Source organism: Candidatus Poriferisodalis sp. (assembly GCF_965204195.1).
Classification (GTDB): domain Bacteria; phylum Actinomycetota; class Acidimicrobiia; order Acidimicrobiales; family Poriferisodalaceae; genus Poriferisodalis.
Window position 1 is genome coordinate 1629987 of record NZ_OZ241975.1, and the last position, 16125, is coordinate 1646111.

At 63.6% G+C, this 16125-nt stretch carries 12 protein-coding genes; 8 read left to right on the forward strand and 4 right to left on the reverse strand.

Annotated features, from left to right (window positions below):
* The first annotated feature begins 55 nt into the window (after nucleotides 1–55).
* A complete protein-coding gene (locus tag ACOGI8_RS07230) occupies nucleotides 56–3625 on the forward strand; it encodes a helicase-related protein (protein WP_419856192.1) in 3570 nt (1189 codons plus the stop codon).
* A gap of 36 nt (nucleotides 3626–3661) precedes the next feature.
* Here ACOGI8_RS07230 and ACOGI8_RS07235 read toward each other — a convergent pair whose 3' ends face one another.
* Nucleotides 3662–3976, reverse strand: coding sequence for a hypothetical protein (locus ACOGI8_RS07235; RefSeq protein WP_419856193.1), 315 nt, complete (start codon nucleotides 3974–3976; stop codon nucleotides 3662–3664).
* Nucleotides 3973–4218 (reverse strand): hypothetical protein, encoded by a 246-nt coding sequence (locus ACOGI8_RS07240; RefSeq protein ID WP_419856194.1) that lies wholly within the window; start codon nucleotides 4216–4218, stop codon nucleotides 3973–3975. The genes ACOGI8_RS07235 and ACOGI8_RS07240 overlap by 4 nt, the downstream gene beginning before the upstream one ends.
* A 211-nt stretch (nucleotides 4219–4429) precedes the next feature.
* Between ACOGI8_RS07240 and ACOGI8_RS07245 the strand changes: the two genes are divergently transcribed.
* The gene (locus ACOGI8_RS07245) at nucleotides 4430–5935 is read left to right on the forward strand and encodes an RNA-directed DNA polymerase (protein WP_419856195.1); all 1506 of its coding nucleotides are present in this window, start codon (nucleotides 4430–4432) and stop codon (nucleotides 5933–5935) included.
* Between the two features lie 133 nt (nucleotides 5936–6068).
* On the opposite strand, the gene ACOGI8_RS07250 is transcribed toward ACOGI8_RS07245, so the two are convergent.
* The gene (locus ACOGI8_RS07250; protein WP_419856196.1) at nucleotides 6069–6812 is read right to left on the reverse strand and encodes a DUF6338 family protein; all 744 of its coding nucleotides are present in this window, start codon (nucleotides 6810–6812) and stop codon (nucleotides 6069–6071) included.
* Between the two features lie 380 nt (nucleotides 6813–7192).
* On the opposite strand from ACOGI8_RS07250, the gene ACOGI8_RS07255 reads away from it, so the two are divergent.
* Nucleotides 7193–10006, forward strand: coding sequence for a DUF1156 domain-containing protein (locus ACOGI8_RS07255; RefSeq protein WP_419856197.1), 2814 nt, complete (start codon nucleotides 7193–7195; stop codon nucleotides 10004–10006).
* A gap of 233 nt (nucleotides 10007–10239) precedes the next feature.
* On the forward strand, nucleotides 10240–10521 hold the full coding sequence (locus ACOGI8_RS07260; protein WP_419856198.1) for a hypothetical protein: 282 nt from the start codon (nucleotides 10240–10242) through the stop codon (nucleotides 10519–10521).
* Nucleotides 10522–10608: 87 nt separating this feature from the next.
* Here ACOGI8_RS07260 and ACOGI8_RS07265 read toward each other — a convergent pair whose 3' ends face one another.
* Nucleotides 10609–10902: a hypothetical protein gene (locus tag ACOGI8_RS07265; protein ID WP_419856199.1), complete on the reverse strand. Its 294-nt coding sequence runs from the start codon at nucleotides 10900–10902 to the stop codon at nucleotides 10609–10611.
* A gap of 47 nt (nucleotides 10903–10949) precedes the next feature.
* Here ACOGI8_RS07265 and ACOGI8_RS07270 point away from each other — a divergent pair, with 47 nt between their 5' ends.
* The 4 genes from ACOGI8_RS07270 (at nucleotide 10950) to ACOGI8_RS07285 (ending at nucleotide 16103) form a co-directional block, all read left to right on the forward strand.
* Entirely contained in the window at nucleotides 10950–11126 is a 177-nt protein-coding gene (locus ACOGI8_RS07270) for a hypothetical protein (protein WP_419856200.1), read from the forward strand.
* A gap of 202 nt (nucleotides 11127–11328) precedes the next feature.
* Nucleotides 11329–14598, forward strand: a complete 3270-nt coding sequence (locus tag ACOGI8_RS07275; RefSeq protein ID WP_419856201.1) for a DUF499 domain-containing protein — start codon at nucleotides 11329–11331, stop codon at nucleotides 14596–14598.
* A gap of 30 nt (nucleotides 14599–14628) precedes the next feature.
* Nucleotides 14629–15114 carry an HIT family protein gene (locus ACOGI8_RS07280; protein WP_419856202.1) on the forward strand — a complete coding sequence of 162 codons (486 nt, stop codon included), beginning with the start codon at nucleotides 14629–14631 and terminating at the stop codon, nucleotides 15112–15114.
* Entirely contained in the window at nucleotides 15114–16103 is a 990-nt protein-coding gene (locus ACOGI8_RS07285; protein ID WP_419856203.1) for a hypothetical protein, read from the forward strand. Before ACOGI8_RS07280 ends, ACOGI8_RS07285 begins: the two co-directional genes overlap by 1 nt.
* Nucleotides 16104–16125: the final 22 nt, after the last annotated feature.

Sequence of the window (16125 nt, forward strand, 5' to 3'; positions counted from 1 at the left end):
GCAGTCTTGACACAGAAGAACGAATGACACTTAGCCAACGGGCGAAGGCAAGGTGATGGACCTCAGTGACATCGAGGCGGGGGCGCGGCTGACAGGCGTGGTGGCGGGCAGCGACGTCACCGTCGTGGCTGTTCAGATGCACGGGACGGTGTCCGCCACGCTGACCTACCGCACCGCGGGTGGCCAGCTCGGTGAGCGGCTCATCACGGTGGCCGATCTCGCCGATGTCAGCGAGGTAGCGGAGAGCCACTGGTCCTTCGATGCGGACGGGGCGATGTTCAAGCTGGCCTCGGAAGCCCGGCGCATGCAGATGGCCCACCTCGCCGACCCGTTTGCAGCGGTGGACACGTCGAACATCGACCCTTACCCGCACCAGATCGACGCCGTCTACAACCGCCTGCTGACGCTCAAGCCGTTGCGGTTCCTGCTGGCCGACGACCCTGGTGCCGGCAAGACGATCATGTCGGGGCTGCTCATCCGCGATCTGATGCTGCGCGGCGACGTGGCTCGATGCCTCATCGTCGCCCCAGGCAGCCTCGTCGAGCAGTGGCAGGACGAGCTGTGGGACAAGTTCGGCCTCAGCTTCGACCTGATGTCGCGAGAGAGCGTTGAGGCGTCCCGCACAGGCAATCCATTCGTGGAGCGAAACCTGCTGGTCGCTCGCATCGACCAGGTGGCCAGATCAGACGAACTGCGTGCCCGCCTCGCGGCGTCCGAGTGGGATCTCGTGATCGTCGACGAAGCCCACAAGATGTCGGCTCACCGCTACGGCGACGAGTTGCGCCGCACCAAGCGCTTCGAGGTCGGCGAAGTACTCCGCGAGTGCACCCGCCACTTCCTGCTGCTCACGGCCACGCCCCACAACGGCAAGAACGAGGACTTCCTGGCGTTCATGACGCTGATCGACCCCGAGCGGTTCGAGGGGCGCCTGCGAGCCACGAACGGCAGCGGCGGGCCCAGCGAAGTGCCCGACGTCAGCGACGTGATGCGTCGGCTGGTGAAGGAGAACCTGCGGACCTTCGAAGGCAGGCCGCTGTTCCCGAAGCGCTACGCCCAGAGCCTGCAGTTCGAGCTGTCAGAACCTGAGAACGAGCTGTACGAAGCCGTCACGGCCTACGTCCGCGACGAGATGAACCGGGCCGCTCGCATGACGGCCGAAGGCGACGCCCAGCGCGGTGTGATCGTCGGATTCGCGCTCGCTGGCTTGCAGCGTCGGCTCGCGTCTTCCCCGGCAGCGATCTACCACTCACTGCGGCGCAGGCGCGATCGCTTGGCCGGCCAGGCAGCGGAACTTCGGCAGCTCGCTGCCACGGGCGCGCCCATACCCGTGCCCGAACTGCCTAAGGGAGTCCGCATCGCCGATCTGGAGGACTTCGACTTCGACGACTTCGACGAATCGGAGCTTGCCGAGCTGGAGAGCCTGACGGTCGATGCCGCCACGGCGGCCGCCACGGCCGATGAACTCGATGCCGAAGTGCGAATCCTGGACCGATTGGTGGAACTGGCCGACGGCGTTCGCAACAGCGGCGTGGACGCCAAGTGGACCCGATTGCGAGACCTGCTGCGTGCGGAGCAATTCGGTTCAGAGCAATTCGGCGCCGACCCTGATGACGGAGGCAGCGCCCGCAAACTGATCGTGTTCTCCGAGCATCGAGACACCCTCGACTACGTCGCAGGTCGCATCACCGCAGAACTCGGCCGGCCAGATGCCGTCGTCACCATCCACGGCGGCATGCGGCGACAGGACCGCCGAGACACCCAAGACCGGTTCCGTGTCGATCCCACCGTGTCCGTGCTCGTCGCCACCGACGCAGCCGGCGAGGGCGTGAACCTCCAGGTCGCCAACATGATGGTCAACTACGACCTGCCGTGGAACCCGAACCGCATCGAGCAGCGCTTCGGACGCATCCACCGGATCGGTCAGCGCAGGCCGTGCCATCTCTGGAACCTCGTTGCGCACGAGACGCGTGAAGGCCAAGTCTTCGAGCGGCTGTTCGCCAAGATCGAGCAGCAGCGCGAGGTGTACGGCGACCAGGTGTACGACGTGCTCGGCGACGCGCAGATCAACGTGTCGCTGCGGGATCTGCTGATGCGGGCGATCCAGGCCGACACCGACCCTGCGCATGCAGAGTGGATGGACACCGTCATCGACGGCGAGATCGGAGAGCAGCTGCGCGAAGTGCTCGAGGAACGGGCGCTCGTGGCAGGGCTGGCTGATCCCGCGGCCAACGACGAAGTGCGTCGCCGGATGGAGGAAGCCCGGGCTCGCCGGCTGCAGCCGTGGTTCGTGCACGACTTCTTCACCCAAGCGCTGCAGCTGTACGGCGGGCGTATCTCGGGCCGGGAGCGAGGCCGCTACGAGATCACCCGAGTGCCCGCGACAGTGAGAGCCACTGCCGATCCCGCTCTCGGCCCCGTGCAGGATCGCTACGCGCGGGTGACCTTCGACAAGGACCACATGCAGCCCGAAGCCGGAGCAACTCGCACCCCGGGTCCAGCCGGCGACAGGGCCGAGCTGATCTCACCCGGCAGTGCGTTGCTGTCGGCGGTGGCCGGCAAGGTGCTCGATGATCACGGCCACACGCTGCACAACGGCGCCGTGCTGGTGGACAGCAGTGACCCTTCGACAGAACCACGACTGCTCGTCTACCTGGACCACGTGGTGACCGACGGCCGATTGGTGAACGGTGCCCGTCAGGTGGTGTCACGCCGGTTCCAGTACGTGGAGGTCGACCAGCAAGGCACTGCCAGCGACCCGGGCGCCGAGCCGTACCTGGAATATGCGTCACTGACTGCCGAGCAACAGGTGCTGCTGGCCGGACAGCTGGACACCGCATGGGCAGGCCCCGCGGCCGAATCGGTTGCCCGCGATTGGGCGATCGAGCACCTGGCAGGGCCGCACCTTGAGTCGGTTGCCGCGGTGGTGCAGGACCGCGTGGAGCGAGTGAGTGACGCCGTTCGGGTTCGGCTGGAGTCTGAGATCCGCTACTGGGACCGACGCACGAACGAGATCAAGACGCAGGAGATTGCGGGCGGCAAGCCCAAGCTGAATTCAGGCCTCGCCCGGAGGCGAGCCGACGAGCTCGCCGCGCGGCTGCTGCGCCGCCGTGCGGAACTTGCATCCGAAGCCGATTTGCACAGCAGCCCGCCAACGGTGGTCGCCGCCGCGGTGATCGTGCCCCAAGGCTTGCTGGAAGAACTGGCCGGGGCCGCACCCGACCCGACTGCTGCGGCCGACAAGGCGGAGACCGATCGACGAGCCGTGGCAGCCGTCATGGCCGCCGAGCGCTCCTTGGGCCGTCAACCGACCGAACAGGAACACGCGAATCCCGGCTTCGACATCATGTCTGTCGACCCTGTGACCGGCAACCACTACTTCATCGAGGTGAAGGGCCACCTGCCTCGCACCGACGAGATTCACGTCAGCGCCCGCCAGGTACGCCAAGCCCAGAACGACCCAGACCGCTGGCGGCTCGCCGTGGTCTCGGTGCCCGACAACCCCGACGCCGAGCCCCAGGTTCGCTACCTGGTCAAGCCTTTCGCTGGCACGACGATGCCAACTGCCATGACGAAGGTCGCGCTGAAGGTGGCGGCGCTACTCGCCGACGCTGGTCCTCCCCGCTGATCTGACCGCGCTTCACTCTGCCAAGGAAGCTCGCCTCTAGATCCCAAGGCCGCGGCTTCTGGGCTTCGACTCTCGGGATCGGCGCTGGTCGACAGACTTGCCGCAAAGCTCCCTTGCGGCGTCGGCAGACACGCCGACAATCTCGGCGATTCGGTCAATCGAAACGCCATCGTCACGAGCTTCAGCGATGGCGTCGAGCATCAGTGCCTCGTCGGCAGAGCGATTGCGCACCACGCGCCAGAGGCGGTACTCGGCGATCGGCACCTGCTCGGCTTTGTCTGGATCGAACGACTCGGCGTAGTCCGCCAACTCCTCTGACCTCTCGACGATCTGCTCGCGAGTGAGCCTCATAGCACTCTCCTGAGGTACTGCTCTCTTGCGGGCATGGCGTGAAAGATGGCCTCGGCTTCGTCATCATCAGAGTACCCGAGGGCGACTTCGAGGTACCTGCCGCTGTAGTCGGCTCCGACGATCATCTCTGATCCATTGTCGAGGTAGAACGCCCCAATGGCATTCCGGTAGGCGTGGTGGATGTCGGCATCGGAAATCCCGTGTCTGCGGGCGCTGTCGAGAATGGGAACGTCATCCGACATCGCCGACGGAAGCTAGTGGCGGGAGATCTCGCCCAAAAGTTATTTTCAGTCAATTTCAATATTGCGGGCCGGCCGGCATCCCAACTTGAGCGTTCCTTCCAGTGCACCAGCGCCCGGGCGCTAGGAGGACAAATTGGTTGGAGTCGATGTGAGCGCGTCGGGTACGATGCTTGTTCCCTACAAGTCCGTAGTTACACCCTTGGAAGCAGCCATGAAGGCAGCTCGCCCACTCGGAGCGCATCTCCCGACACTCACCGAGGTGCAAGCCAACGTGCGCGCCGGCGCGGCGGCTGCGGGCAGTAGCGATCTTCCGGACAATCTCGCCTGGCGCGATCTCTGTGCTGCGCCGGAACTGGTGCATCAGCGCCTCTCGACCCGGCTGTGGGAGGGGCGGTGTCCTGCACTGGTCAGCGACTTCCCGTACCCGAAACTTGGCAAGGACGAGCAGCGGCGCATGGCGTTCTTGGACGTCTACGACGCTCTCTACTTCCGCATTATCACGGGACGTGTCGCGGCAGCCATCGATGCGGCCCTGAGCCCAGACGTAATGAGCTACCGACTCGAACGTGACCAACCGGCCTGGTCGTGTCGTGACATCAAAGAGGCATTCCGGTTGCGAACAGAGCGCGGCGCGGAACTGCTCGCCAATCGCGACTGCACGGCGCTGATGGTCACCGATATACGGAACTACTTCCCCTCGATCACTCCGGAATTGCTCACCGAAGTTCTCGAGCACATCTGCGCGCCGACCGGCGCGGCGAGCCTCCTTGAGGGTTTTCTGCGTGAGCTTGAGACCATGGGAGCACCCAAGGGCCTGCCGATCGGCCCCGAGGCATCCGGGCTGCTCGGCAACGTAGCGATGCTTCCGGTTGACGACGCTGTTGCGTTCTCGGTCGTCGGGCATGTTCGGTACACCGACGACAGCTGGCTGTACATGCGGTCAATCGGCGATTGGCGAGCCGTGTTCGAGCAGTATCGCGAAGCAGCTTCCCAGTGTGGCTTGGACATCAACACCGCGAAAGTGGGCATACACGCCAAGGCCGATGGATCAGCGGAACGAGCGATGCAACACGAACGCATCGCCTACTTGACGTCGGGCGAAGCTGGTTACCGTCCGCCTAACTGGGTCGCAGCGGAGTTTCGCGATCGGGTGGCATCTGAGCGGCCCGACTGGGCGATATGTGGTTTCTTGCTGGGCAATCTAAGGTTTCACCGGCACACGGGCGCGTTGGCCTCGATCTACGAGAACCCGGCAGTGATGCGCGAATTGCCGAGGCAAGCTGGGGCATATCTCGGAGAACTCGCTGTCGACAAGCAAGCACGTCGCTCGATCGACCATGATTGGCTGACAGAGCATGCGACTGGTCCCCGTCGGCCAAGAGAGGTAGCGGGTCGGCTGCAGGCCTGCCGCGCAGCCAGCCGGCTCAAGCTGAGCAAGGCGCACGGCAAACAAATGGAGTCCTTGGCGACCGACCCCGACCTGCAGCGGTACGTCCCTTTGCGAACGTGGGCCGCGACCGCCTGGGGCTCATCCCGTGCCCACCGACCTGGTCGCGCCGTCGAATACGCATGCGAATTCGGAGATTTCTCTGTGCGTCGTGCCTTCACAGCCACGATTCCCGCTGACGCATCCACCTCCCGGAAGCGTTCTCAATGGCGACGCAGGTTGCTCGCCGCAGACGCCGATCTCGAGCCGGTTGCTCAACGGCTGCTGTGACATCAACGTCGCGCCGCGGCACTTGCCCTCGTCGCAAGCGGTGAGCATTCCGAGATCGGGACGATTGGTCTAGTGGGAGGCTACGCACGGAGTAGGCCATCGGTCTCAAATCCGACGGCACTTGAGCGGCGACCTAGGTAGCGGGCTCTTCAGCGTCGCGGGCGCTCTTGATCACTGTCCGGTGTGTGACGGTCATCAGTTTGATCTGCGATGCAGAGACAACGATGTACCCGGGCTCGTCAAGTGGCTCACAATTCGGCGGCGGCACGATGTATCTAGGACTCGTCAACGCTAGGTCCCGATTCTGATGGTCTTCATGACTTGAGTTGTGAAAGACGAGTTCGCCTTCGACGCAGCCCCCTCCGAGCAATTCAATCCGGACCGTCGGCGGTAGCGCATTTGGGTCGGTGGCTTTGCCACGTGCCACGAGCCGCCTGGTCCAAGATGCCCGCGACTCGTCCACGCCCTCGCGAAACACCCTCCACCACACCGAGACATCACGGTCGACCTTCTCTCGGAAGCACTCCGCTGTCGCGAAGTAGCCCATGAGCGCCGCAACCGCGATCGCGATTCCATAGGTCAGACATATCCAGGCCGCGACATAGGGCAGTTCGGCGCGGAGATACACGCCTGGGTCGTCAAGGAGACCGCCGACGTCTGGGGTATGGCTTGGGGTAGCGGCCCGAATGGCTGCGAACACCCATGCCGCTGATACCGATGCGGCCGCGCCAATCGCCAAGACAACGGCGGTGCTGGGCTCCCGATGCCGCACGCTTGCAGGCACTCGAAGCCGGACCTGTACAACTCGCCGGTAGACCAATCCTGGTGCTGAGATGGCGGCGACAACGGCCGCGGCAACTAGCGCCGTCGCCAACATGGGGTTCAGTCAGAAGGCGGCGGAGCGTCGCTTGGAGGTGGTGTCTCCCCGAGTTGTTCAGGAGCGACGGGCTTAGGCGTCGGCAGCTTCGCTTGGGGGACTTTCGAAGAGTCGCGCTGCAACTCCTGCGGAGTACTCGGGGCGGGTTGTGGCCGCGGCGACTGTGGCGGTTTGCGTCGAGTCATGAGGTTTCTGACCTCCGATGGTCTTTCTCGGGTTTCTGAGGTTGTGCATCCTACCTCGTGCGTCAATTGGAAATTGCCTCTCTGTAACTACAGTTGTGTAGCCAGAGAGGCAGCGAAGGACGCGGCACTCAACCCTCTCAGGCCTCGATCGGCGAGAGCCAGCCCAACAAATGGGAGCGGCTACGGTCACCCGTCGTGAACGCAATCGGCCGAGGACCAAAGCTGATCGAAGTGGCGTTGCCGTTGGCGACCATCAACGCCGCCTCGGCGCAAGAAAAGAAGATCCGTTCGGGGCATCCATCAAACATTCATCAGTGGTGGGCACGAAGGCCGTTGGCGACGGCGCGGGCGGTGATCTGGGCGTCGCTGGTGGACGATCCCTCTGCCGTTGGGTACCGGGATCCAGCCGGCAACCTGCTCCTGACGGAGGAGGCGCAGGAAGCGGAGCGGCAACGGCTATTCGGGGTCTTGGAACAATTGGTCAAGCGGGAAAACTCCAGCAACGTGGACGTGCTTGAGGCAGCTCGAGCCGAAATCGACCGCGCATTCCCAGAGGGACCGCCGCCGATCCTTGATCCGTTTGCAGGCGGCGGGGCCATTCCACTCGAGGCGCAGCGACTCGGTCTGACGACCCTAGCGGGGGATTTGAACCCGGTCGCGGTGCTCATTACCAAGGCGATGATCGAGATTCCGCCCCGATTTGGCGGCTGCGCGCCAGTGCATCCCGGCATTGACAAGGACTTGACAACGTGGGAAGAAACGCTAGGTATCGCAGCCGATGTGGAGGCATATGGGCGCTGGATGCGCGACGAAGCCGAGCGGCGTATCGGTCATCTGTACCCCGATGCGATAGGCGCTGATGGTGAGCGGCGAACGCCTATCGCATGGATCTGGGCGAGAACGGTCGAATCGCCCGACCCGAGCTGGTCTGGATGTGTGCCGCTGGTCGCCTCGTGGATGTTGTCGAAGAAGCCCGGGAAGCCCAAGGTGTGGGTCGAACCGATCATTGATCGCGAAACACAAACTATCAGCTACGAGGTCCGAAAAGGCCGCGAGCCTTCACATGAGCGCACAGTAAGAGCTGCAAATGGAACTTGTCTCGCGACGGGCGCTGCGATTCCCGGTTCAAGCATTGACCACGCGGCCTCGCAAGGCCTAATGGGTGCCGTTCCGATGGCGATAGCCGTCGAGGGTCTCAAAGGACGAGAGTATCTGGACATCGATCGCGTTCAACTAGATGCCATTGAGGTTGCGGCCTCAGCGAAGGCCTCAGTCGACATTTCGAAGCTGCCTCGCGGGACAACAAGGGGAACGTTCGGAGGCAATGCCCAAGGTCGCTACTACGGCTTTTTCGAATTCGCGGATTACTTCTCAGATCGACAACTCGTGGCGCTTACGACATTCTCTGACTTACTCACCGAAGTGGCCGATATGGTGCGATCTGATGCGAAAACGGCGGGGATGGCCAGCGACGGAAGGCGCCTGCGTAACGGAGGTGCTGGCGCTGATGCCTACTCAGATGCGGTCGTAACCTATCTCGCATTTGCCATAGACAAGCTCGCGGAGCTCTCAAACACCCTAGTTGTCTGGGAACCAGTCGCTCAATGTCCTCGCGATATTTTTCGGCGTCAAGCGATTCCGATGACATGGGATTTTGCAGAAGCGAACCCCTTTAGCCGAAGTTCCGGCTCATTCATGACTTGCCTTGCGAACTCCCTTAGGGGACTGAGGAGCATTGGAATTTCGCGCGGAGGTCCCGCAGAAGTATCTCAAGAGGATGCGCGTGCCCGCTTAGATGGCGCCGCGATATCGGCAATTTCAACAGACCCACCGTACTACGACAACATCTCATACGCCGACTTGGCAGACTTCTATTACGTGTGGTTGAGGCGTAACCTTTTTGATATCTGGCCAGATGAATGCTCGACCGTTCTAACGCCGAAAGCTGAAGAACTCATCGCAAATCGGTACCGTACTGGTTCCAAGGAGTCAGCTGAAGCCCACTTCGAATCAGGAATGGCCGAATTCATGAGTAGGCTAGCTGTACGCACTCATTCAGATGTCCCGGCGACCATCTACTACGCCTACCGGGCGACTGAATCGCGCGATGGCGAGATCCGATCGACCGGCTGGGATACATTCCTGCAAGCAATCGTTGATTCAGGACTCAGAGTGACAGCCACTTGGCCAATGCGCACCGAACTGACTGCTGGCCTCAAGGTTGGCATCAATTCCTTAGCTTCGTCAATAGTGATCGCATGTAGGCCGCGGACGGCGAATGCACCGATGGCGTCTCGCGGAGAATTTATCGCCACCCTACGAAACGAATTACCTGAGGCAATGCGGCTCTTGCAGTCGGGCAACATTGCACCCGTCGACATGGCGCAATCCACTATCGGACCAGGGATCGAAGTGTTCTCTCGATACGCCAGAGTTGTCGAGGCAGACGGTACTGCGATGCGTGTTTCGTCGGCGCTATCAATCATTAATGACGTGCTGGGCGAGGTCTTAGATGGCGAAGAAGCCGAGTTGGACCGTGACACGAGGTTTGCACTCACGTGGTTTGCAGAACACGAGTACAAACCCGGGTCGTCAGGCGATGCGGAAAGCGTTGCCAAGGCCAAGAATACTTCGCTCAGCGGTCTCACTGAGTCGGGCATTGGCGAAGCCCGAGCCGGCAAGTTTCGGCTCTATCAGCGTGACGAGTTGGATCCCGATTGGGTGCCGGCCGAAGATGATCGGTTTACGATCTGGGAGGCGCTGCAGTACCTCGTCGCTGCCTTGGAGCGTTCCGAGAGCGAGGCTGCCGACCTGCTACACACCCTCGGCGGCAACGGTGACCGAGCTCGACAGCTCGCTTACCTGCTGTACCAGAAGGCGAACGACAGGGGTTGGGCAGCCGAGGCCAATGCGTACAACACCCTCATCACAGCCTGGCCCGGACTGTGCGAAGGAGCATTGGTGGCGGCAGCCCGTGCTGCGGCGCCGCTTGCGGGTCAGATGTTCTGACGCCCGATCGGATCATCGGGTATCCCGGCGTCGAGCCCGCACGCAAGAAACACCGGCAGCCATCGCCCACGCGACAGCTGGCCCAAGTCGCTCCGTGTCGTGCTGGCGAAACAGGGCACCGGCATCGTTGTGACACCCCCCTGGTGGGATCTTCGTCATGAGATCACAGCTCAAGGGGAACGCAACACCATGAGATGCCAAATTCGCATGCCGTGTCGCAAGAAGGGCTGAACGTGGCTGGTGTGATCGGCTTCGTGACGCTCGCCGCGCTCGGCGGCAGCCTGTTGTACATCGTCGCCAGCATCGGCCGATGGCTCGCCGAGCCTCAGTATCCGCGGCGGTCTCCGGTTCATGTCGTGGTCATCGAGGAATACGATTTCTTCGATGATGATCCCGATGGCGGAGACCCCGACGGCGGCCAGCCGCAGGACATCCCAGACAACGTGGTCCCTCTGCATTCGCAACGTGTCGAACCAGGTGACCTGAGGATTGCCAACGATCAGCCACTTCGCTGAAGCCGCCCGCGCCACAGTGCCCGTCGCCGACCAGGCGCTCTGACTGCAAGCGCGAGTTGAGGTCGCTAGCCGCCGTCGTCGCCCCGGCTAGCGCGCGTGCGATGCCGGTTGATGCCGAGAGTCCTGATGTCCGTAGCGTTGCTCGGCTGCGGCTGCATCGATGCCGAGAATCTCGCCGATGCGTGCCCAAGTGGTGCCCGCAGCTCGGGCTTCAGCTACCGATTCGGCAAGTTCAGCGGCGTCGGCAGATCGGCGACGAGCGGCGCGAATGAGCAGGTACTCCACACCCGGCACGACCTCTCCCTCGGACGGATCGAACGACTCCATGTGGTCGGCGATCTCGTCGCACCGGTCGACGGTGTCAGCGTGGGTCCACTTCATCGTGCTACCCGCCAGAGTCGCGCGTATTTCGGGCGTGCGCGCATCGCGTGAATGATGATGTCGACATCGTGCTCCGGATCGTACAGCACGCCTATTTCCAAGGGGAGTCCGTCGGCTCCTGGGCCGACGAGCATGTCGAAGTTCTCCCTCTCGAGGACCACGACATCCGGCCGACGGTACGCATGCAGAATGTCAGCAACGCCGATGCCGTGACGGTGAGCTGACGGACGGATTTCGGGCTGAGTCGCTTGCCAGCTCACCAGCGTGCAACGTACGAACCCAAGGTGCGCGACGCCAGCTATTTTCCCCGCAGGAGGCACGCTGTCGCGGGCCAGATGTTCTGATCGTCGCGGCGCGAGATGTCACAGCCCGGTGGAATGATGTGGCGGCTGTCTGTGCTGTCGGTCGTCGAGAGGTGCGCATTCCATGGTGATGGCGAACGTGGAGCGGGTCTCGAAGGCGCTTGACCTGTTGAGCGACGGTCTGCGGCCCAAGTGCGAGCAGACCTGGCAGGGCTACTACGGGGACGACTGGCTGGCCGCACTGCGGCGGCAGCTACGCGGCCCCCAGAGTTCCGGCGATGTGAGCGATATTGCCTTCCTGCTGAGCGGCATGAAGGCCACTTGGAACGAGATTTTCGGGCATGGCTTCTCACCCTCGATCAGGTCGCTCGTGTTCGAAGTTGGAGAGACTCGCAACAATTGGGCGCACAAGCAGCAGTTCTCCTCCGATGACACCGTCCGGGCGCTCGACTCGATGGAGCGTCTCCTTGAGGCGTTTGGCGACACCGAGCAGCGTCAGCAGATTCGCAACTCGCGCCGAGACCTCATGCGGCAGATGTTCGACGAGGAAGCGCGCTCTGAGCGGCGCCGCACCGCTGCCAAACCCACCGAGGGGCAGCCACAAGCAGGGCTGACACCGTGGCGAGAGGTCATCACACCCCACAGCGACGTGCAGACAGGCCGGTTCGACCAAGCCGAATTCGCCGCGGACCTGTACGAGGTATCCCAAGGCACCGCTGATCACGAGTACCAGGACCCTGAGGCCTTCTTCGCTCGCACGTACCTCACGGTCGGATTGCGGGAACTGCTGGTCGGCGCCACCCAGCGTCTGTCTGGCAACGGCGGCACGCCAGTGATCGAGCTGCAGACCAATTTCGGCGGCGGCAAGACCCACAGCATGATCGCGCTGCACCATCTCGCGTCAGGTGTGCCGGCAACAAGGCTGTCAGGCGTCTCGGAGATGCTGGCTGAGGCCGACGTCGATCTGCCGCCGAAGGTCAATCGGGCCGTGCTCGTGGGGCAGGTCATGTCGGTGGCCGACCCCAAACGGGTCAGCGCCGACACGGCATTGCACACGATGTGGGGGAATCTCGCCTACCAGCTCGGAGGCCAGGAGGGCTACGAGCTGGTACGCACCGACGACGAAGCCGGCACCAACCCAGGCGAGAAACTGCGCGAGCTGTTCCGGCGTTACGGCCCTGCGGTGGTGCTGATCGACGAATGGGTGGCGTATGCCCGGCAGTTGCCCGACGCAGGCGCCGACAGTCGGCGCGTGGCCGCAGGCGACTTCGACACCCAGTTCACCTTCGCTCAGGCGCTCACCGAGGCGGCGGCAGCGTCCGACAACGTCGTGGTGTTGGTGACGATTCCCGCATCGGACATCGAGACCGGCGGACCGCGTGGCCACACGGCGATGGAACGGCTGAAGAACGTCGTCGACCGCACTGCAACCCCGTGGCAGCCGGCTTCAGCGGACGAATCCTTCGAGATCGTGAGGCGACGGCTGTTCGACCCCATCTCGCCGGAGAACGCGCGGGTGCGCGACGGCGTCATCCGGGCCTTCAGCGAGATGTACCACGGCGCCGCCGATGAGTTCCCGCTTGGCAAGGGAGAAGCCGACTACCGGCGGCGCATGGAGCTCTCGTACCCGATCCATCCAGAGCTCTTCGACCGTCTCTTCGAGGACTGGTCGGCGCTCGACAAGTTCCAGCGGACCCGTGGGGTGTTGCGGCTGATGGCGATCGCCATCTCGCAGCTGTGGCAGCGCGGCGACCAGTCGCTGCTGATCATGCCGGGCAACCTGCCGATGGACTCTGCTGGGGTTGCGAGCGAGTTGAAGAAGTACTTGGAGGAAGGCTGGGACCCAGTCATCAAATCGGACGTTGACGGGCCTAACGCGCTGCCGCTGAGCATTGACAAAGCGTTTTCGCACTTCGGCCGGTTGTCGGCAACCAGACGTGCGGCCCGCACCGTCTACATGGGCTCGGCACCACGGCCTGACGGCAAGCGTGGCGTTGACGTGAAGTCGGTGGTGTTGGGCTGCGTTCAGCCCGGCGAGCCCACGGGACAGTTCGCTGACGCATTGCGTCGGTTGTCAGATCAGGCGACGCACCTCTACGTCGACGGTTCGCAGTACTGGTACTCGCTGATTCCGAATGTCACGCGCATCGCTGCCGATAGGGCTGCGTCCAACTTCAGCGATCGCGACGCCGACGACGTAGTTCGCGAACGGATCGCAGCGCAACGAGACCGAGGCAACTTCGTGGCTGTGCACCCGTTCGCTGCCGGACCAGGGGACGTGCCCGACAACGACGACGGCACCCATTTGGTGGTACTCGAACCCGAGGCCACCCACTCGGCTGGGGACCAGAACTCGCCGGCCGTCAAGCTGGCCGAGCGCATCGTCACTCAGAGAGACGCCGGCCCCAGGTTGAACCAGAACCTGCTCGTCTTCGTGGCTGCGGCCGCGAATCGACTCGCTGAGTTGCGCGGCGCAGTCCGGTCGTTCCTCGCTTGGAAATCGATAGTTGCGGAACACGTGCCGTTAGATCTCACCGCCCAGCAGAAGCAGCAGGCCGACACCAAGCTGGCAGATGCGTCCAAGCAGGTCGACAGCCTGATTGCAGAGACGTTCACGCAGGTGCTGGTGCCATCTCGGGCCCCCGGTACCGCCGACATCGACTGGCAATTCACCCGGGCTTCCACGACGGGCGACATCGGCGAGCGCATCAGCCGCAAGCTGGGAACGGAGGAGAAGCTGATCGGCCGCTATGCCGGCGTGCGAGTTCGCATGGACCTCGACAAGCACAGCCTCTGGACCAAGCGCGGCGATGTCTCTCTCGGAGCCCTGTGGGAGGCCTACGCCCGCTATCCGTACATGCCCCGCCTCATGTCGCGCGATGTGCTCGAACAGGCAGTCAGCAAGGGCGTGTCAGAGTTGAACTGGCAGCAAGAAACCTTCGCCTATGCCGAGGCCCACGACGGCGACAGCTGGGTTGGCGTCCGCACTGCACAGCACATCGTGCCGTCGGCCGGTGGCTTGCTCATTCACCCTGACTTTGCTCCTGAACCAACTCGACCCGAGGAGTCCGGCGAGGACGAGCCGACCGATCCCGGCGGCGTGGCGCCACCTGGCGGTCGGAAGACACCGGGCGGAGGCGCAGAAGATCCGGACCCTGGCGGCGACGATCGTCCCAGCCCCACCCAGTTCTACGCCCAGTTCCATCTCGACAGCCTTCGAGGAATCCAGCAGCTCAGCGACATCCTCGAACACATCGCCGCACACCTCGGGCCTGACGTTGAGCTCGAGCTTGAGCTACGCGCTCGGAACGCCGACGGATACGACGACGGCACCCGCCGAACGGTCAGCGAGAACGCCCAAAGCCTCAATGCCCAAGCCGCCGAATTCGAATAGCCGGATCACTGCGGGTCCTTGACGGGCAGAATGCCGCTTGTGGATAGCTGCGTCTTCTGTCGGATCGTGGCTGGCGCTGAGCCGTGCCACCTCGTCTATGAGGACGAACGCCATCTTGGTTTCTTGGACATCTTTCCGAATACCGAGGCGTTCAGCGTGGTGATGACGAAGGAGTGTCTTCCTAGCGACATCGCACGAGTAGACGGCCATGTTGCTGCGGGCCTGTTTGAGGCTGCGCGCCGGGTTGCCGTCAAGATCGCTGCTGCGTACGAGGACGTGGATCGCTGCGCGATCGTGTTCGAGGGAATGATGATCGATCACCTGCACGCCAAGGTCATCCCGCTGCATCGGACGGCCGGAGTGCAGCCGAGTCCCGAGTCGGGGACGACGGCTCGTGGTGACCAGTACTTTGAGGCGTATCCCGGCTATGTGACCACCGAGATCGCGGCCAGTCGGGCAGACGACGAACACTTGGCTGCGGTTGCCGCCAAGATCAACTCGCAGGGCAGGCGTTGATGGGCGAAGCAGTTCCGTTTCCGGCCACCCAGCCGCTGGGCTACGAGTGGCTGGAGGGCGAGCCGGCGTTCGATGCCGAGCGGCATCTGCAGCTTGAGGATCCGGCCGAGGTGCTGATGCTGGCCGATCTCGGTTACGACGAAGCCGAGATTGCGACGAAGGCCACGCCGGTGGCGCTGTCGTCGCCGTTCCGGATGCTCAGCGACGAGGGCTCGGCGATCATGCTGGAGACCGCCCGGCGGCTGCGCTGCTTCACCCGCCCGGCGGGGGAGCGCATCGAGCGGACCGTGCGCGGCGGCTGCTATCGCTCACGCTGGCTGCGTGACCTCTGCCTCAGCCCCGAAGCGACAGCGCACCTCGAAGCGATCTACGGCATCGAGATCGCCCCGCACCCGATGCCGGTGCACCTCGGCCACATCAACTACGAGCCGTCGCAAATCGATGTCGGCATCGACAAGTGGCATCACGACACGTTGCCGCTCGACTACGTGCTGGCGGTGACCGACCCCGCGCGGGTTGCCGGCGGGCGTTTCGAGTGGTTCGGGGGCACCAAGCACGAGGCCGCCGCGCTGGCCGATGCCGGCGAGCAGGTTTCGGCTGAGCGGTCGGTCGCTCCCGAGTTTCCCGGACCCGGTTATGCCGTCGCGCTGCACGGCGACATGGTGGTGCACCGCGCCGGCCCGCTCGACGAGATGTGCGAGCGCATCTCGATGGTGAACGGCTACGTGGCGACTGGCGCCGCGGTCGACGAGCAGAGTCGCACGTCCGACCTGATCGGCATCGACGACCCAGAGGTGCTGTGGACCGAGTGGGCCAAGTTCGCGGCCTGGCGGAGCAAGGATCGCTTGGCACACCTGATCGACGAGCTGGAGTTCACCTCCGATCGCGACGCCGTCATCGCTGAGTTGGAGAACGCGATCGGTGACGCTCAGCGTGCCGTCGAAGAGATGCGCGCTGGCGAGAAGGGCCTGCTGCACTACGGCGACTGACCGGCCGAACTCGCAGCGGCGT

Excerpts from the sequence above, each read along its gene's own strand:
- ACOGI8_RS07230 (WP_419856192.1), top strand. The coding sequence starts at position 56 with ATGGACCTCAGTGACATCGAGGCGGGGGCGCGGCTGACAGGCGTGGTG.
- ACOGI8_RS07235 (WP_419856193.1), bottom strand. The coding sequence starts at position 3,976 with ATGAGGCTCACTCGCGAGCAGATCGTCGAGAGGTCAGAGGAGTTGGCG.
- ACOGI8_RS07240 (WP_419856194.1), bottom strand. The coding sequence starts at position 4,218 with ATGTCGGATGACGTTCCCATTCTCGACAGCGCCCGCAGACACGGGATT.
- ACOGI8_RS07245 (WP_419856195.1), top strand. The coding sequence starts at position 4,430 with ATGAAGGCAGCTCGCCCACTCGGAGCGCATCTCCCGACACTCACCGAG.
- ACOGI8_RS07250 (WP_419856196.1), bottom strand. The coding sequence starts at position 6,812 with ATGTTGGCGACGGCGCTAGTTGCCGCGGCCGTTGTCGCCGCCATCTCA.
- ACOGI8_RS07265 (WP_419856199.1), bottom strand. The coding sequence starts at position 10,902 with ATGAAGTGGACCCACGCTGACACCGTCGACCGGTGCGACGAGATCGCC.
- ACOGI8_RS07275 (WP_419856201.1), top strand. The coding sequence starts at position 11,329 with ATGGTGATGGCGAACGTGGAGCGGGTCTCGAAGGCGCTTGACCTGTTG.
- ACOGI8_RS07280 (WP_419856202.1), top strand. The coding sequence starts at position 14,629 with ATGCCGCTTGTGGATAGCTGCGTCTTCTGTCGGATCGTGGCTGGCGCT.
- ACOGI8_RS07285 (WP_419856203.1), top strand. The coding sequence starts at position 15,114 with ATGGGCGAAGCAGTTCCGTTTCCGGCCACCCAGCCGCTGGGCTACGAG.